The organism is Nocardia sp. Root136 (assembly GCF_001427185.1).
Taxonomy (GTDB): Bacteria; Actinomycetota; Actinomycetes; order Mycobacteriales; family Mycobacteriaceae; genus Nocardia; species Nocardia salmonicida.
This window is the reverse complement of the sequence record NZ_LMFE01000012.1, coordinates 181436-198069: the sequence shown is the minus strand read 5'-3', so window position 1 is coordinate 198069 and position 16634 is coordinate 181436. Positions and strand designations below refer to the sequence as shown.

Annotated in this window: 20 protein-coding genes, 1 tRNA gene and 1 pseudogene; 10 read left to right on the top strand and 12 right to left on the bottom strand. The window is 65.1% G+C overall.

Annotation, left to right across the window (positions count from 1 at the left end; translation table 11 throughout):
• Nucleotides 1-4 precede the first annotated feature (4 nt).
• Nucleotides 5-250 carry an acyl carrier protein gene (locus ASD42_RS30495; RefSeq protein ID WP_056823179.1) on the bottom strand — a complete coding sequence of 82 codons (246 nt, stop codon included), beginning with the start codon at nucleotides 248-250 and terminating at the stop codon, nucleotides 5-7.
• 238 nt (nucleotides 251-488) lie between these two features.
• Here ASD42_RS30495 and ASD42_RS30490 point away from each other — a divergent pair, with 238 nt between their 5' ends.
• The 3 genes and pseudogenes from ASD42_RS30490 to ASD42_RS34085 form a co-directional block, all read left to right on the top strand.
• Nucleotides 489-1388 (top strand): AfsR/SARP family transcriptional regulator, encoded by a 900-nt coding sequence (locus ASD42_RS30490; protein WP_200950541.1) that lies wholly within the window; start codon nucleotides 489-491, stop codon nucleotides 1386-1388.
• Nucleotides 1389-1748: 360 nt separating this feature from the next.
• A complete protein-coding gene (locus ASD42_RS35020; RefSeq protein WP_200950540.1) occupies nucleotides 1749-1922 on the top strand; it encodes a hypothetical protein in 174 nt (57 codons plus the stop codon).
• A 175-nt stretch (nucleotides 1923-2097) separates the two neighbouring features.
• Nucleotides 2098-2280, top strand: a pseudogene (locus tag ASD42_RS34085) (tyrosine-type recombinase/integrase); the annotation flags it as partial.
• A 385-nt stretch (nucleotides 2281-2665) separates the two neighbouring features.
• Here the strand turns inward: ASD42_RS34085 and ASD42_RS30480 are convergent.
• The 3 genes from ASD42_RS30480 to ASD42_RS30470 all read right to left on the bottom strand — a co-directional run bounded on the left by ASD42_RS30480 (nucleotide 2666) and on the right by ASD42_RS30470 (nucleotide 4588).
• On the bottom strand, nucleotides 2666-3310 hold the full coding sequence (locus ASD42_RS30480; protein ID WP_063893769.1) for an HAD domain-containing protein: 645 nt from the start codon (nucleotides 3308-3310) through the stop codon (nucleotides 2666-2668).
• A gap of 62 nt (nucleotides 3311-3372) precedes the next feature.
• Complete coding sequence (locus ASD42_RS30475) at nucleotides 3373-3717, bottom strand: hypothetical protein (RefSeq protein ID WP_056823175.1); 345 nt, start codon at nucleotides 3715-3717, stop codon at nucleotides 3373-3375.
• Between the two features lie 797 nt (nucleotides 3718-4514).
• Nucleotides 4515-4588, bottom strand: a tRNA-Pro gene (locus ASD42_RS30470).
• 456 nt (nucleotides 4589-5044) lie between these two features.
• Here ASD42_RS30470 and ASD42_RS30465 point away from each other — a divergent pair.
• Together ASD42_RS30465 and ASD42_RS30460 are read left to right on the top strand one after the other, a co-directional pair.
• Nucleotides 5045-5533: a DinB family protein gene (locus tag ASD42_RS30465; protein WP_056823173.1), complete on the top strand. Its 489-nt coding sequence runs from the start codon at nucleotides 5045-5047 to the stop codon at nucleotides 5531-5533.
• 49 nt (nucleotides 5534-5582) lie between these two features.
• The gene (locus ASD42_RS30460) at nucleotides 5583-6623 is read left to right on the top strand and encodes a fused (3R)-hydroxyacyl-ACP dehydratase subunits HadA/HadB (RefSeq protein WP_162256245.1); all 1041 of its coding nucleotides are present in this window, start codon (nucleotides 5583-5585) and stop codon (nucleotides 6621-6623) included.
• A gap of 6 nt (nucleotides 6624-6629) precedes the next feature.
• Here ASD42_RS30460 and ASD42_RS30455 read toward each other — a convergent pair whose 3' ends face one another.
• Nucleotides 6630-7037 carry a helix-turn-helix domain-containing protein gene (locus tag ASD42_RS30455; RefSeq protein ID WP_056823169.1) on the bottom strand — a complete coding sequence of 136 codons (408 nt, stop codon included), beginning with the start codon at nucleotides 7035-7037 and terminating at the stop codon, nucleotides 6630-6632.
• 225 nt (nucleotides 7038-7262) lie between these two features.
• Between ASD42_RS30455 and ASD42_RS30450 the strand changes: the two genes are divergently transcribed.
• Nucleotides 7263-7838, top strand: coding sequence for a TetR/AcrR family transcriptional regulator (locus ASD42_RS30450; RefSeq protein WP_082844136.1), 576 nt, complete (start codon nucleotides 7263-7265; stop codon nucleotides 7836-7838).
• Nucleotide 7839: 1 nt separating this feature from the next.
• Here ASD42_RS30450 and ASD42_RS30445 read toward each other — a convergent pair whose 3' ends face one another.
• Nucleotides 7840-8973, bottom strand: a complete 1134-nt coding sequence (locus tag ASD42_RS30445) for a helix-turn-helix transcriptional regulator (RefSeq protein ID WP_307593119.1) — start codon at nucleotides 8971-8973, stop codon at nucleotides 7840-7842.
• 87 nt (nucleotides 8974-9060) lie between these two features.
• On the opposite strand from ASD42_RS30445, the gene ASD42_RS30440 reads away from it, so the two are divergent.
• Nucleotides 9061-9531 (top strand): grhN, encoded by a 471-nt coding sequence (locus ASD42_RS30440; RefSeq protein ID WP_235569890.1) that lies wholly within the window; start codon nucleotides 9061-9063, stop codon nucleotides 9529-9531.
• A 9-nt stretch (nucleotides 9532-9540) separates the two neighbouring features.
• Nucleotides 9541-10338 (top strand): MBL fold metallo-hydrolase, encoded by a 798-nt coding sequence (locus ASD42_RS30435; RefSeq protein WP_056823164.1) that lies wholly within the window; start codon nucleotides 9541-9543, stop codon nucleotides 10336-10338.
• Nucleotides 10339-10341: 3 nt separating this feature from the next.
• On the opposite strand, the gene ASD42_RS30430 is transcribed toward ASD42_RS30435, so the two are convergent.
• Nucleotides 10342-10926, bottom strand: a complete 585-nt coding sequence (locus tag ASD42_RS30430; protein WP_056823162.1) for a TetR/AcrR family transcriptional regulator — start codon at nucleotides 10924-10926, stop codon at nucleotides 10342-10344.
• Nucleotides 10927-11031: 105 nt separating this feature from the next.
• On the opposite strand from ASD42_RS30430, the gene ASD42_RS30425 reads away from it, so the two are divergent.
• Entirely contained in the window at nucleotides 11032-11868 is an 837-nt protein-coding gene (locus tag ASD42_RS30425) for an SDR family oxidoreductase (RefSeq protein WP_056823161.1), read from the top strand.
• Between the two features lie 4 nt (nucleotides 11869-11872).
• On the opposite strand, the gene ASD42_RS30420 is transcribed toward ASD42_RS30425, so the two are convergent.
• From ASD42_RS30420 to ASD42_RS30400, 5 genes are read right to left on the bottom strand one after another with little or no spacing between them, the layout of a single operon-like run.
• Nucleotides 11873-12355: a nitroreductase family deazaflavin-dependent oxidoreductase gene (locus ASD42_RS30420; protein ID WP_131816754.1), complete on the bottom strand. Its 483-nt coding sequence runs from the start codon at nucleotides 12353-12355 to the stop codon at nucleotides 11873-11875.
• A 51-nt stretch (nucleotides 12356-12406) separates the two neighbouring features.
• Nucleotides 12407-12787: a carboxymuconolactone decarboxylase family protein gene (locus ASD42_RS30415; RefSeq protein WP_056823156.1), complete on the bottom strand. Its 381-nt coding sequence runs from the start codon at nucleotides 12785-12787 to the stop codon at nucleotides 12407-12409.
• Entirely contained in the window at nucleotides 12784-13671 is an 888-nt protein-coding gene (locus ASD42_RS30410; protein WP_056823153.1) for an NAD(P)-dependent oxidoreductase, read from the bottom strand. The genes ASD42_RS30415 and ASD42_RS30410 overlap by 4 nt, the downstream gene beginning before the upstream one ends.
• Nucleotides 13668-14417, bottom strand: a complete 750-nt coding sequence (locus ASD42_RS30405; protein WP_056823151.1) for an SDR family oxidoreductase — start codon at nucleotides 14415-14417, stop codon at nucleotides 13668-13670. Before ASD42_RS30405 ends, ASD42_RS30410 begins: the two co-directional genes overlap by 4 nt.
• A gap of 36 nt (nucleotides 14418-14453) precedes the next feature.
• Nucleotides 14454-15923 (bottom strand): aldehyde dehydrogenase, encoded by a 1470-nt coding sequence (locus ASD42_RS30400; RefSeq protein ID WP_056823150.1) that lies wholly within the window; start codon nucleotides 15921-15923, stop codon nucleotides 14454-14456.
• Nucleotides 15924-16040: 117 nt separating this feature from the next.
• Here ASD42_RS30400 and ASD42_RS30395 point away from each other — a divergent pair, with 117 nt between their 5' ends.
• Complete coding sequence (locus ASD42_RS30395) at nucleotides 16041-16634, top strand: TetR/AcrR family transcriptional regulator (protein WP_056823148.1); 594 nt, start codon at nucleotides 16041-16043, stop codon at nucleotides 16632-16634.

Sequence of the window (16634 nt, the reverse complement as noted above, 5' to 3'; positions counted from 1 at the left end):
TCCCCTACTTCCCACGAAAACGGTCGATCAGGTCCGCGATCACCGCGACTGAACGGAAGTTGTCCGGCCTGACCTCCTGAAGCGGAATGACAATCCCGAATTCTGCCTGAATGGCATGCACCAGATCGAATACTTCAGCGGAAGAGATGATGTTCAACTCCAAAAGCGGCGTATCCGCGGACAAACCTTCACTATTTCCATCCAGCCACGAATCGGCGATACATTCGAGCAGAAAATCTTGTGCTGTCACAGCTACTCCAATATCGCAGTCAGCGGCCACGGATGTCTCATAAACAATCTGACCTTATACCCACCACGCTGACGTTTCCGCTGACGAGCCACTGACAGACTGCCAGGTGTCGGCTACCACAAGCCGGTCCTCGGACCGCAGTGAAAAATTACCAAGATCGCCTCTGCGCGATAGTTGTGACCCCTCATTAAAATCGGCCTTGCCAGGGGGCAATTCCGAGCATGAGAGAGGTTCGACAATGGCGCTCAGCCTGTCCTGGGACGCACCCGCCAACACCAGACGGGACGACCTGCGGCACACCGGGGCCGTCCATATCGATCTACTTGGATCCGTTTCCCTCGTCACCGCCGAAGGACGCACCGAAATGCGAGCCGACAAGATGCGAGCGATGCTGTCCGTGCTCACGCTCAGAGCCGGCAACACCGTCTACTACGCCGAGCTCGCCGAAGAATTGTGGCCGGGCGAGGTTCTCAAGAATCCTCGAAACGCAATTCAGGCGCAAGCTACACGCATTCGAAAGACAATACAAAAATGTGTGGCAGCGGTCAGAGAGCCGGTGGTGTTACGAGCAGTACAGAACGGCTACATGCTCGATATCCCACGCGCTGCCGTGGACGCCAATCGGTTCCTCGATCACACGACACGCGGATTCAGCGAGCTGACCGCCGATCCGGAGCGCGCCCTGCGGTCGCTGCAGCAAGGGCTGCGACTCTGGCGCGGGCCCGCACTTCTGAACACACACGGCGGCGAAGGATGCCGATCCGCAGCCGCGTTCCTCGAGGAGCAGCGCCTCCTCGCATGGGAGGATTTGGTCAGCGCGCACCTATTGCTGGGTAACAATCGCGAGGCCACCGTTGAATTGCAGCGACTGCTCGCCGCCCACCCGTCGCGCGAGCACCTGTGCGAACTGCTGATGCTGGCGCTCTACCGCACCGGCCGCCAGTCCGAGGCCCTACATCTGTTCCATGAGGTCAGACAACGCTTGGATGCGGAACTCGGGGTCGAACCGGGCCGCGCGCTACTGCGCCTGTACGAGAACATCCTCTCGCAGGACAGTGCGCTCGACTCGGATGCGGCGGTCCTAAGACGTGCGGAAGCCAACCTGCGTCCGGTATCGCAAGCCAGGATGACCGCCTGACACCGCCGCGCGTCAGCGGTACGTATCGTCTGCTTTCTCGAATACACGACCGACTATGGCAACCGCATTGGAACCGGGGACCAGGCCCCATTCCTTGCGTATGCCACGGCGAGAAACACATTCGCCCGGCGATCTATTGATGTGCATCAAATTTGACCAATCGAACAAGTTGACAATGGTAGCGAACCCTCGGCTCCGCAATTGCCTGAATAGGCCGCTGTGAAATCTCACCGCCGTTCGACAATCAGAACACGAAATGCCAAAACTCCTGGCAGATCAGAAGTTCTGGCCAACACACTATGTTCTTATTGACTGGTCCCGAACCTGGGATGCAACAATCGCACAATCGAGGATGAAAATATGAACTCCAGAATTATCCGCTCGCTGACCGTCACCGCGTTCGCACTGTCCGCCAGCGCACTCGGGGCGGGCACAGCCGCTGCCGCTACCACCGCCGCCCCGGTCTCCGGATCGGCGGAAGTGTGCTTCGACATCCCGTCGGGCTCGGCTGGCGTATTCAAATTCTGCCTGTAACCGGCTAGCCGAGTTACATGCGGCGGTGGCGACAAATTGCCCCGGGGAGCGATTTTCCAAAATTGCAGTTCGGAGTCGTCACCGCCGCACACCGGTCCGCACATGAAGAAAGGCCAGCGGCAACCACGGATATAACCGGACGCGCTCACCAGCCAAAGCAATCTAACTCCGCCCGCACAGCTTCCGCCACGTCGTCGCCACTATCCTCGAGGACGCCGGATTGTCTGCCCGCATCACCCCCGATGTTCTCGGCCATGCCGACCCAGCAATGACCCAACGTCACTACATGGCACGCGGGCGCACGCACCAGGCAGCTGCCGATGCGCTCGACCGCGCCGTGCAAGGCGTCGAGGAGTAGGCCTCGACTCCGCTGAATGGGCAATGGAGCAACACCGTAGAGCCCAACCGACTCATGCAATTTCCTTGGGCGTGCTGCCGCTCGCCGAATGCGAGTCGCCGCCCGACATCGAGCGCCGCACATACATCGCGTCGATTCGACTGGGACTTAGTTGGGAAAACGAGTCAGGCCGGGTTTCGAAGCGATCTTCGAAACCCGGCCTGACCTGCAATACAAGTGGAGCTAAGGACTCGAACCCCTGACCCCCACAGTGCGAGGTTAGAGTTCGACCACGATAAGCCGACTACACAAGGAACACAGCCGCCGCGGGCAGGACTGGCGTTATCCCCGTTCGCGCGGGTAGGGCGGCGACGACGGAAGCACCGTCCAGTCGGACGATTCGGGCTCATCCCCGCTCGCACGGGCGAGCGGCATTTCTCGCTTCAGCCGCACCGCCCGTCCCATCCATCTCGAGGTGATTGTCGGCATCGATGCGTGCCTGGGGGGACGAACGTGGCAACCCGTGCTGGACGTTGCTCCCGGTGTCGTCGAGGACTATCGATCGCAGCCAGCGATCGAGGGCCGCGAAGTCCTCGCCGGTAAGCCCTCGGAACGACTCGACCTGCCACAGGAACGCGGGACCGCGATGATGGACAGCCACCCAGGAGCGGTCAGCATCGGTGATCTCGTCGTCGACCCAGGCGAACGGACGCCCGGCCGCCCAGTCCACCAGGGTCCGGGTCTTCCAGCACAGCCCGAACCAGCGGTCCTCGCGTTCGTGCTCAGCAGCGGGTTCCGGCCAGCGCACGACCGGCAGCCGGGGCAGCCCGAGCCGGGGCGCGATCTCGGCGTTCGCCTCGTCTTCCCATGTCGTGGCCCAGACCAGCTGGCACGGCAACTCTGCCAGCCGACAACCTGCCCCGAGGCTGAGCCGCGAGAAGCGTGCGTCCGATACGGCGTTGCGTGGCCCGCGTCCGGGGTCTTCGCCGAACGGCAGAAGCGGCCCGTCGACATCGAGGAACAGCAGTGGGTGGTGCGAGTGATCGGTCATGCCGCCGTCTCGATCAGAGTGAGAGATGCTCTCACTAGACCACACCGGACATAGCAGGTCGGTCAGGATTCGAACCCAACTCGCTGGGTCATCGCCAGTGTCGTGCCGCCACGAACCTGTGGATCACCCCGATCGGCGTGACTGCTCGAACAGCTTCTTGAATTTAATTCGGTCTCGCCATTGTTCCGCCCGACGCCGGCGAGTTGGTCGGCGAACGCGGACTGGGCCGCGGCGATCAGATCCGCTGATACGTCAGGTGTGGCGTCCATGATCTCGAGTAGCGCGTCCTGGACGTCACTGTTGAGCGACAAGTGGGTCCGGCCGCGGCCCTGCTGGGCTTCACCGAGTGCCCATTCGAACTGCCGGCGCAGCTCGGCGTCGGTGCGCGGCCCGGAAGATCGGCACATGCTCGTGGCGTCCTCGGTGTTATTTGTTGAGCGGTTCGGACAGAACCTCGCGGGATAACTGGGTTCACCCTGATCCTGCCAACGAGCCCTCCTGCGCACAACAGAGGTGCCCAGGTTGGTCCAGAAGCAGCATGAAGTCGAGATAGGTTGAGTCCGGACGTGATACGACTCGCCTCGACCGATGAGCTGGTCGAGGCGAGTCCTTCCCCGTGCACCCACGCGCCGCCGCCACGTCGCGGGGCGCGGTCCAGCCTAGGCTCTGCAGGGCCACCGGCGCAGGAGCCGCGCCCGCCGACTGGATATCGGATCTACGGTCGCTTGATAGCCACTGCCACAAGCGACTTCGCGGATCGCTCTGCTGTCCGCCACACGGGATACGAAGGCCGAGCTTCGCGATTCCCCATAGGGAGTAGCGACTTCGGCTGTATCAGCGCAAACCTGATATCGAGAGACGGCGCACGGGACCACTCAGAGTCCAGTTCGACTCACACGCGCGGACTACCCAACAGGTCGGACGGTTGGCGCCGTCGCATCGATCCCAGGCGCGTTGCGGCATCGGTCGGGCAGAGCGGGACTCCGCCGCACAGGTCGGCGTTGACGGCGGACGTGAAGAAGAGACTGCACCTGACCGACCGCACGGACCACTCTCCCAGCAACCCGGTGGAGGGGAATCACGGGGCACTGGACAGGTGATCAGATTCAAAACTGTGGAGTTTCTGTGAAGTTTGACCAAACCACGTCAAATCTCCGGGTACAAGAAAACCCCCTCCGACCCAGGTCAGAGGGGGTTTTCACTGTCGGGCTGACAGGATTTGAACCTGCGACCACTTGACCCCCAGTCAAGTGCGCTACCAAGCTGCGCCACAGCCCGTTCTTGCGCCCGTCTCCGGGTGCTCGAAAAGATTACCTCACCCCTTGGCGAAGGTACTAATCGGCTGGTAGATGCACCTTTTTCGCGATCTGGACGAGCGGCCACCAAGGATGCAACGCTCCAACGGGAGCGCCGAGATCCTCGGGGTACCACGCGGTTCCGTGTGGTCGCATAGCGGAAGAGGGACGCCTCGGTGCCGGATCGGCAATGTGCCATACTCGCGTCAGGTGGCATCGAGTCCTTCGACGCTCGACCTACCTCGGCCGCGGTGAAGATCGACCCGCATCGCCTTCCTGAGCGCACATTCTGCGACGAGTACAAGATGCACCTCTCCCCCGCTTCGCCTCCGCAGTTGGGCGCGTTGCATCTGCCCCGTGGTCAGTGGCCGAAGCGGCGCCCTACCGATTACCCGAGTTCGCCAAGTCTTCGATCAGCAACAGAACGGAGTGAAAGTCCATGTCTACCAACTCGATTACCACCGGCGCCGAGCGAACGATCATCGAGAACACACTCGATCGCAACCGCGAAGCGCTCATCGCGACCGCACGCGGCCTGTCCGACGATGACGCCCGCCGACGGCTCGTCGCGTCGCTGACGACGCCGATCTCCTTGATCAAACATGCCGCTGCGGCGGAGCGGATCTGGTTTCAGCGGTTCTGGGCCGGACTCGACGAGACCGAGTGCGACGGATACTCGAGCCGGGACGAGGGCACCTTCGTCGTTGCCGACGGCGAATCACTGGACGACGTGATCGCCGAGTTCGAGCGGGCCAGCGCGCGATCACGGGTGATCGCCGCCCGCTTCGACCTCGACGAGACGAGAGACAATCCCCGCGAGGGGACGGTCAGCATGCGATGGACACTGCTCGCCATGATCGAGGAATTCGCTCGCCACGCAGGTCACGGCGACATCCTCCGTGAACAGATCGATCATCCGACACCCTGAGAACCGCAAATATCGCCCATCCGGCTAACTATTAGCTACCTTAATGGATGTGCGCACGACCCCAGACGACTCCAGGTTGCCCGATTCAGTCGCATCCTCGACGACGCTGGGGCAGTCCTATCGAACCAGCGACCGCTATGTGGTCGGGCGTGAGAAGGTCCGCGAGTTCGCCCGCGCGGTTCAGGACGACCATCCCGCTCACCGCTGCGAGCGAGCGGCCGTCGACTGCGGTTACGGCGGTCTCGTCGCGCCACCGACCTTCGTCTCGATACCAGCGCTTCTCGCCCAGATGGATATGTTCGATCGAGTCGCCCAGAGCTGTGACCTCAGCCGGATCACGCAGACCGACTACTCCCTCACCATCGACAGGCCGATCCTCGTGGGCGACTCGTTGCGCTTCGAGGTCGAGCTCGATGCGATCCGAAAGGTGTTCGGAGGCAACATCTTCGGAATCAAATGTTCGGTCGTCGACCAGCACGGCGATCAGATCGTCACCACACGCACATCATTCGTCGGCCGGTCGGAGGTGAACATCGCCACGTCGCGCATATTCGAGGGAGTGCGGATGCAGAACTTCCGCCATGGCACGTCGATTCCACGACAACACCACGCACCCGAGCATCCTGCGCCGCACCGTCGGGCAACAATCGCGAACCCGGGCCGGAATATGGTGCCGTTCAGCGCGGTAGCCGTCGGCGACGAGCTTCCGTCGAGAACCGTCACCGTGAGGCTCGGCGATCTGGTCAACTACGCGGGCGTGGCGGGCGACCCGAACCCCATGCACTGGAACAACGCGGCGGCGGCATCGGTCGATCTGGAATCGCCTGTCGCACAGGGCATGCTGATGGTCGGCATAGGTGCCGGGTATGTGACCTCATGGGCGGGCGATCCCGGCGTGGTCACCGAATACGCGGTGCGCCTGGCCAGCCCGGTCTATGTGCCCAACAGCGGAGCCACGGTCGAGTACACGGGCAAAGTCAAGGCTGTCGATCCCGACCGCAAGACCGCGACGATCGCCATCACCGCACAACAGAATGGCAAGAGGATCTTCGGACGAGCGGTAGCCGTGATCCAGTGCGCGGATCGATAGCCCACCTCAGCCGTCAAGGCAAATGTCGAGCAATCCGTCACTGACGCGAAGGCGCTCGGCCATCGTGACGAGGATGTCCATGGCCTCGTGTGACAATCCCACGGCACGCAGCAACAGTGCGCGCGGCTCCCCGAGTTCCAGCTCGCGGATGAGCCTGTGATCGTCGGCTTCCGGATGGTTCGCCGCGAGGAAGAAGTAATCGGGCGTGACCTGGAAATACTCGGCCAACGCCGCCACAGTTTTCGGGGACGGGTTGTCGCGATGCCCCGACCGCAGCTGTGACAAGTACGGTGCGGAGATGCGGTGACCGGCCGCCTGCAGCATGCGCGCCACGTGGCGGTTCGTGCATAGACGAACGTCCGGCTCGGATGGGTTGTCGAAGAGCTCATTGAGGCGGGCGGCGAAGTGCGTCACAGCGGTTCCTCGGCGTCATGGTGATCAAAAGACCATCATGAGAGGTGGACTGTGATTCCGGCAATAGTCCTAGCAAACTTGCGGACCTCATCACAGAAACTCGACAGGCAGTCTGTTCGGCTTGACGACCGCTGACTCAACAGTGCCCTGGGCTATGCAAAACTGCATAGAAGATGTCCCCGCCCGTATCGAGGTGCTCACGGCGCCGGTGAAGGAGGCCTGACGGTGGGAGCTCGTACCGATACGCGCCAGAAGATGCTGTGCGGTGCGATCGAACTCCTGGGCGAGCGCGGTGCGGCGGGCGTGACCGTCGACGCGGTGCTCGCGCGCAGTGGCGCTCCGCGCGGCTCGGTGTACCACCACTTTCCCGGCGGACGTGCCGAGATCATGACCGAATCACTCACTCTCGCAGGCGATACGATCAGCGCTCTCATCACTGCGGCAGCCGATCGCGGCGCCCTCGGAGTGCTGGCCGGGATCGCCGAATTCTGGACGGCGACCCTGCTGGCATCCGATTTCGAGGCGGGGTGCCCAGTGGTGTCGGTGGCGGTCGGCGGATCCCCCGAAGACCACCACTTGCAACCCGAAGTAGCCAACATCCTGCACCGTTGGCACGACACCCTGACCATCGCGATCACCGCGGAAGGTGTCGCACCGGCGCGTGCGGCGCGCTTGGCCACGATGGCGATCGCCGGTGTGGAAGGGGCGGTTATCCTGTGCCGCGTCGACCGCTCCACTGCCCCGCTCGACGAGGTTGTCGAAGAGTTGCGCGTACTGCTCGCCACCGCCGTCGACAACTAGGTCAGTAGGTCGGCCATGGTCCGCCCCGGACCGGCTTGGTGGCGGTGACGCGGTGCTCGTTGTCCCGGAAGCGGGGTTCGTAGTGGGTGAAGAACACCTTGGCGACCAGGTCACGGCGGCTGCGAACGCCGGTCTTGTCGAAGATGGCCTTCAGATGCTGCTGCACGGTGTGTGCCGAGACGGTCATGTCCTGGGCGATCTGTGAGGTCGACGCGCCCTGCAGCACCAACCGGGCGACGTCGCGCTCGCGCTCGGTGAGCCCGTAGGCCGACATCAGCAGCGGGTAGATACGGCTGGGATGGGCGGGTTCGATGATCACCGCGACCCTGGTCTGCCCCGTCGAGGTCAGGCGGGCGCCGTGCAGCACCACCCAGGTGCCCGACCTGGACAGCGCTCGCGAGACGAGCACCTCGTCGGGGCGGTCCTCGGCCGCATTGCGGAACGCACGGGCGGCGAGGGTGACCACCGCGCTCGGCAGCTTCTGGCGATCCCAGTCACCGTCGGGCAGATCGGCTATCCAGCGCTGTACGCCCGCACTGGCCGATTCGATCTCGTAGGCCGAATCGAGCACCAGCAGACCGGGTGAATCCGCGTATTCGGGTTCGTCGGCCTGCCCGATCAGCAGAGACCGGCGTACGCCGTCGGCCAGTGTCGGCGCCACCGTCGCCACGAACTCCTTCTCGGCGGGGTCGAACATCGCGGCGCCGGGTTCGCGATAGAGCGCGAGCGCTCCCCATACTTCACCGGAACGGGTGCGCAGGCGCGCGATCAATTCCTGGTCCCCACCCATCGTCATATTGCGTTGCCAGCGTTCACTGTTGGATGGGTCACCGCCGAGGGTGTCGTGCAGGGTCGACAATCCGGTCGCCGACCTGACGACGTCGACGATGCCGTTGCGCTCCTCGCCGTACTCCGCGGCCAGCCACTGCGGCGGAAACTCGGCGAGGCCGAGATGGAAGTGACTTGTCATCAGCAAAGACGCGGGATCGAGGGTGTACCAGCACGGCGTCCAGTAGTGCGGGACGGCGGTGGCCAACACCTCCGTCACCTGCTGCCACAGCGACACCAGGTCACGCGGCTCGCGGCACAGCAGTCCGATCTGGTCGGCGGCGCGTCGCATCGAATCCGTGCTCACCAGATCAACGGTAGGCCGTTGCCGGACCAGGGGAAATACCACGTTTGTGGAATATCGCTCGGACGGGAATGCTCCTAGCCTCGATATATGACGAATTCCGAAACCACGAATGTGCGACTCAGTCCGCCGCCGCCGGAATTGATGCGACTGATCAATCCTGTGGTTCGGCGCGTATTGGCGACCCGATGGCTCGGCAATCGCATCCGGCGGCAGGGAATAGTCGACATCACCGGCCGTCGCACCGGTCGCAGTCTGCGGATCCCGGTCTGTCTGCATCGAGTCGGTGACGAGACGCTGATCTTCACCGAGCGGCCGTGGCGCCACAATCTGGTCGGCGGCGCACCCGTCACGGTCACCCATCGCGGGCATATCCGTCACGGTCGTGCCGTGCTCGTCGATGCCGCACCGTCGCGAGTCGGCGCCGCGATGCGCGCGGCGATGGACGACGGTGCCCGCCCGTTCGAGCTCGGACTGAAGGTCACCCGTGGTTACGACCCGACCGCCGACGATCTCGCTGTCATCGCGCGCTCGATCATCCGAATCGATTTCGAGGACTGAGGAAACACCATGCGTATCAATCGAATCCAGCCCGACATCACTGTTCTCGCCGACGAACTGGAGGTTCCGGGTATCGGCCGTCTACCGGTGAATGCCTACGTTCTGCACGCGGCGGAACCCGTCGTCGTCGACACCGGACTCAGCCTTCCCGACCGTGGATTCATGGCGGCGCTGAGTTCTGTCATCGATCCCGCCGACGTGGAATGGATATGGCTCACCCATCCTGATCGCGACCACACCGGATCGCTGTTCGACCTGCTCGACGCCGCCCCGAACGCCCGGCTGATCACGACATTCCTCGGCCTGGGCATCATGTCGTGTGCTCGACCGGTCCCGATGGATCGGGTGTACCTGCTGAATCCGGGGCAGTCCCTCGACGTCGGCGACCGGCTCCTCACCGCGTTCCGGCCACCGCTGTTCGACAACCCGAGCACCGTCGGGTTCTACGACGAACGCAGCGAATCATGTTTCACCTCGGACTGTTTCGGTGCTCCGATGCCGAGCGCCGAACTCGCGACCGCCGACGACGTGGGTTACGCGCCGTCGGACGCGATTCGCGCGGCGCAGCATCTCTGGGCGGCGGTGGACAGTCCGTGGGTGCACGCCGTGGACGAGAGAAAATACCTTGCCACGGTGTCGGCTGTGCGCGCGTTCGACCCGCGACGGATACTCAGCACCCACCTTCCGCCCGCATCGGGACGCATGTCGCAGTACTGGGACATGCTTGCCGAGGCGCCGCAGGCAGAGCCGTTCGTCGGTCCTGATCAGGCTGCTCTCGAGCAGATGTTGGCGAGCTTCGAACCGTGAACGTCAGGCGGGGCGCAGGATCCTCAACGCGGCCCGCTCGATGCGGTCGGCGATTTCGGAGTACGACTCGTAGCCCATACCCGCCCGCACCAGCGCGCCGGCGTAGATCATCTCGAGCCATTCGATGACCTCGTTGTCGGCGTCGGGGCCGAGTGCGCGCGCGAGCCTGCCGCGGATCTCGATGCCGATGCGGGTGCGCAGGTGTTCGACGTCGGGGTCCGAGCCCAGGAGTGCGCCGGTGACCGCGCCGGACAACTCCTGCTCTTCGGCCACCAGTAGCGCGATGTTGCGTAGCTCGGCCAGCACCCGCACCGTCGGGTCGGGATCCTCGTTCGCGGGCGAGCCCGAGGCCAGTAGGCGACGCCAGAAGATCTCGGCGACCAGGTGCTCCTTGGAGGAGAAGTAGGTGTAGGCGGTCGCGGTGGCGACGCCCGCCTCTGCGGCGACCAGCCGAATCGTCATGCCGGAGAAGCCATCGCGTGTCAGCACCACCAGCGCGGCCCTGGTCAATCGATCGACGGTATCGGCCTGCTTACCGGTCAATCGACGCCTGGTTGCTTCGAGGCTGATGGAATCGCTTTCAGACATGCGTCCGGATGTTACTCGGCAGTTCCGATGCCTCGGTGAACCGCACTGCGTGGGCGGGTTGTCCGGGGTTGATTCGGAATGCGGTCCAGAATAGTATCTGGACACATGTCTGATGAACGAAACACCAGGTCCGCCGTCGGTAAGGTAGTCGTTGTCACCGGCGGCGCCCGCGGCATCGGACGGGCGGTCGCGAGCGCGCTCGTCGACGCCGGATCGGTCGTCGCCATCGGCGACATCGACGCGACCACTGTCGCCCGCACCGGAACAGAGATCGCCGCGACGGTGGCACTGCACCTCGACGTCACCGACCCGGCCTCGTTCGCGACCTTCCTCGCCGAGGTCGAAAAGACCTGCGGCCCTGTCGATGTGCTGATCAACAATGCGGGCATCATGCCGGTCGGCCGGTTCACCGAGGAGTCCGACGAGATCACCCGCCGGATTCTCGACATCAATGTCTACGGCGTCGCCCTCGGCACAAAACTCGTGCTGCCGTCGATGCTGGCTCGCGGTCGCGGCCACATCGTGAACATGGCCTCGATGGCGGGTGAGAACCCGACGCCGGGAATGGCCACTTACTGCGCGAGCAAGCAGGCCGTGCTCAGCTTCACCGAAACCATGCGCCTCGAGCACCGCGGCACCGGCGTGCGGTTCTCGGCGGTCCTGCCGACGTTCACCAGGACCGAGATGATCACCGGAACCCGCGCGCCGCGCGCCTTGCTCGCCGACCCCACCGACGTCGCCGCCGCGGTCGCCGCACTGATCGCCCGGCCACGACGACGCGTCTCGGTCACCCGCCTCGCGGGCGTGCTCGCCGCCTTCAACAAGCTGACCCCACGCCCGCTCGGCGAATTCATGGCACGCCGGTTGGGCGTGCACCGCACCTTCATCGATGTCGACCGCGATGCCCGCCGCGTCTACGACGACCGGCTCGCGACCGACTGACCGCTCAGGCGCCGGTGCGGGAGAGGATCACCACGGGGATCTCCCGCTCCGTCCACGACTGGTAGGCATCGAAATCGGCGTAGAGCTCGGTCAACCGCGGCCACAGCCGTTGCCGCTGTTCGGCATCGGCGACGTGGGCCAGGACCGGGTAGTGCTCGGCGCGGATCCGAACGTGCGCGTTCGGATCCGCGAGCAGATTCAGATACCACTGCGGGTGATTCGCCAGGCCGCCCTGTGAACCGACGATGACCAGATCCTGGCCGTCGACGAGGTAGAGCAGTGGCGCGGTGAAGATCTTGCCGGACTTGCGACCTCGATGTTCGAGCAACAGGGTCGGCACCGGCTTGCGGAACCCGGCGCCGATCCGCCAGTTTCCGCCGACGCGCCCGTTGGTGCGGCGATAGATCCACGCCTGCGCGCGCGATCCGTATCGGATGATCCACGTCGTCATCGGCGCGTTCAGCCCTTTCGGCTGATTCTTCGGCATACCCATCGACCGCACGCTACAGCGGTCGCGGACGGCCGCGTTCGGTGTGTGTCATTTCTTGCGCCGCTCCTGCGCGATCACCTTGCCGACGGTGCCGTCGAGTGTCGTCCCCGCCGGCCAGCCGACGTAGTGGCACAGGAACAGCGCGATCTCGCGCAGCTGTTCCTCGGACAACTCACCGTTGCGCAGTGCGGCGCCGATCTGGATCTCGGCGATGTCGAAACTGCCCTGCGCGGTGAGCGCGCCGAGCAGCAGCAGTCGCCGTTCACGCACGGTCAGCGCGGGCCGCGACCAGATGTCGGCGAACAGATGGTCGGCGGTGACGGCGAAATGATCGCCGGGGCCGTCGGCGAATTCCCAGCCGTAGACCTCGCTCATCTTGGCCAGGCCACGCTGGCGGACGTCGGCGGGAGTTTCTCCATTGGTGGTCATGATGTCTCCTTGTCGAGCACAGGGTGGGCGACGCCGAGGCCCTCGGCCAGGCGCGCGATGGCGAGTTGTGCCAGTGGCAGGTCGACGTCGAGCCGGTCACCGAGTTCGAGCGCCAGCGACAGGTCCTTCTCGCCGAGATCGCGCACGTGACCGAGGACGGGAAACCAGAAGTCGTCCGGCTCGATCGGCGCGGTGGTGTCGCGCAGCATGATCGCGCCCGGCCCGCCGGTCACCGCGTCGGAGTGCCGGACCACCTTGCCGAGCGCGGTGAGACTGATCCCGGCGGCCTCGGCGAGCCGCTGCGCCTCGGTGGTGGCGGTGAACGAGATGAAGTGGAGCAGGTTGCGCGCCAACTTCATTCGCGTGCCCGCTCCGACCGGACCGGCGTGCACGATCAGGTCGGCGAAGCAACCGAACGGCGCCCTGATCTGGTCCACCGCGGCGGCACTGCCGCCGACCATCACCGCCAGCCTGCCCTGGGTGGCGCCGGGCGCGCCGCCGCTGACGGGCGCGTCGACGAACTCGACCTCGTGCTCCGCGCAGCGGGCGGCCAACTCCTGCGCGGTCCGGTCACTGATGGTGGAGTGCACCGCGACGACCGTGCCCGGCGCCGCGGTGGAGAGGATGCCCGCCGGGCCGGTCAGGACCTCGGTCACCTGCGCGTCGTCGATGACGGTCACGCAGATGATCCGCGCGTGCGTCGCGACCTGCGCCGGATCGGCGACCGAACGCGCGCCCGCCGCGACGAACGCTTCGGTGACCTCGGCGCGGACATCACAGACCGCCAGCCCGCCCGGCCATTCCAGCAGCCGTCGCGCGATCGGCGCGCCCATATTGCCGAGGCCGATGAAACCGACCGGGGCACTGGTGGATTCGGTGGTCATCGGATGATCTGTCCGCCGTCGACATTGAGGATCTGGCCGGTGACCCAGCCCGCGTCGTCGGAGAGCAGGTACAGGCAAGCGCCCACCAGGTCCTGCGGGGTGCCCATTCGCTTGATCGGGATGCGCTTCACCATGTCCTTGACCATGTTTCCTGGCGTGACAGTCAGGGTGGCTTCGGTGTCGATCGGGCCGGGCGCGATGGCGTTCACCCTGATCTGCGAACCACCGAGCTCGGTGGCGAGCTGCTGGGTGAGGCCGTTGATGCCGACCTTGGCCAGCCCGTAGAAGCCCGAGTACAGCCAGGCGGCGGTCGAGGACTGGTTGACGATCGAGCCGCCGCCCGCCGCGATCATCGGCTGCCAGACCGCGCGCGTCACATTGAGCGCACCGTCGAAGTTCACGCCCATGAACTTCTTGTAGTAATCCCACGGCACGGTGAGCAGCAGATCGAGCTTCATCTCCCCGTAGATGGCCGCGTTGTTGACCAGATGGTTGATGGCGCCGAACTCGGCGACGGTGAATTCCGCCAGTGCGGCGGCGGATTCGGGATCGGCGACGTCGACGCGGCGGAAGGCCGCCGACCCGCCGTCGGCGACGATCTGCTTGGCCACCTCCTCACCGCGCTCGACATTGAGATCGGCGACAACGACATTGGCGCCCTCGGCGGCGAGCGCGGTGGCGTAGACCGCACCGATACCCTGTGCGGCGCCGGTGACGATCGCGGTACGACCAGTGAAACGTGCCATGGTTTTCAGCTCCTGAGTGTGGATGATTCGGTGAGGTCAGGCGGGGGTGGCGATCAGCTTGGTCTCGAGGTATTCCTCGAAACCGGCGACGCCCATCTCACGGCCGATGCCGGACTGCTTGTAGCCGCCGAACGGCGCGTCGGCGTGGTACCAGAGCCCGCCGTTGACGCTCAGGGTCCCGGTCCGCACCCCCGAGACCACGCGCTCGACCCGGTCCGGATCGGTGCCCCAGACCGAGCCCGACAGACCGTAGGGCGATTCGTTGGTGAGCCGGATCGCGTCGTCGTCGCCGTCGTGGGCGATCACGACGAGCACCGGCCCGAAGATCTCCTCCTGCGCGACGGTCGCGGAGTTGTCGAGCCCACTGATGAGGGTCGGTTCGATGTAGTACCCGCGCTCTTTGTCCGCGGGCCTGCCGCCACCGACTTCGATGTGCCCGCCTTCGGCGCGCGCGCTCTCGAGGTAGCGCTCCACCCGCGCTCGCTGCCGCTCGGAAATCAGTGGCCCGCAGACGGTTCCGGGCTTGTTCGGGTCGCCGGCCTTCAGGCCGCGCAGCGCACCAGCGGCCGCGCTGACCGCGGCGTCGTAGGACTCGCGCGGCACCAGCAGCCGGGTGGTGAGCGCACAGCCCTGGCCGGCGTGCACGGCGACCGTGAACGCGGTGTAGCTGGCCGCTGTCGCGATATCGGCGTCGTCGAGCACGACGGCGGCGGATTTGCCGCCCAGTTCGAGGAAGGTGCGCTTGAGCGTCGCCGACGCGCCGACCATCACCGAGCGACCCGTCTGGGTCGAGCCGGTGAAGGTGATCATGTCGACCCGCGGATCGAGGACCAACTGGGCGCCGATGCCGTGATCGGACGAGGTGACGATATTGATCACGCCCGCCGGGATATCGGTGTGCTCGGCGATGAGCGGGCCGAGCACGGCCGCGCACCACGGAGTGTCCGGGGCGGGCTTGAGCACCAGGGTGTTGCCCGCGGCCAGTGCGGGCCCGATCTTGGCCAGGTTGATCTGGTGCGGGAAGTTCCACGGCGTGATGGCGCCGACGACACCGACGGCCTCGCGCCGGACGACCCGACGGCTGGAGATGCCCATCTGGTCCCTGGTGCCGAGATCGGTTTCCCAGACGTAGTTCTCGGCCAGGTCGGCGGCGAAGGACAGATCCGCGATCGGTCCCTCCAGCTGCGGCCCGCTGGTCAGCATGACCGGTGCGCCGACCTCGGCGATCGTGATCGCCCGTAGTTCCTCCAGGTTCTCGCCGAGTACGTCACGTAGTTGACGTAGGCAGTGCGCGCGGAACGCCGGATCGCGCGACCACTGCGTCTCGTCGAAAGCGGTCCGCGCCGCGACGATAGCCGCCTCCATGTCGGCGCCCGAGGCGTCCGCGGCGTAGCCGAGCACCTCTTCGGTGGCGGGATTGATTGTCGCGAAGACACCGGAGCCACCCGGAATCAACTTGCCGCCGATCAACAGTGGTGTGCCTTCGGGGGGGACGAGGCCGTTCATAGCGGGGCTCCGATACGTGTCTGGACAGGTGTACGGAATATAGTTCGGTTTAATGACAAGACGCAAGACCGTACAGTCCATTGGTCTGTACACCCGACTGTAGTAGTATCCGGACACATGTCCGAAATCGCGCCTACCGGCATCGAAGCAACGCGCCGACGTCTGACCGAGAAGCAGGCCGATACCGTGGACCGCCTGACCGTCGCCGCTGTCGACGTGCTGTCCCGCGAGGGCTACTCGGGGACGACGATCCGGCTCGTCGCCGCAGCGGCCGGCGTCGGCACCGCCACCGCGTACACGTACTTCTCCTCCAAGGAACACCTGATCTCGGAGGTGTTCTGGCGGCGACTGGTCGCCATGCCCCCGCTGGAGGCAGGCGATGCCGATGCGACCACGCGCGTGGTCGCTGTCCTTCGGCAGGTCTCGATGCTGGTGGCCGACGAACCCGCACTGGCCGGGGCGGTCAGCAGCGCGCTGCTCGGCGACGATCCCGACGTGCATCACCTGCGAGTACGCATCGGCATGGAGATCCGCCACCGACTCGAGCAAGCGCTCAGCGCGAAAGATCCGGAACGCCTGGCCGCACTCGAACTGCTGTACTCGGGCGCGCTCCTGCAGGGCGGCATGGGCCTGCTGTCCTACGAGCAGGTCGCCGATCTGCTCGAAATGTGCGCGCGCCGATTGATGGCCGAGCCCGCCACCGACGACTGA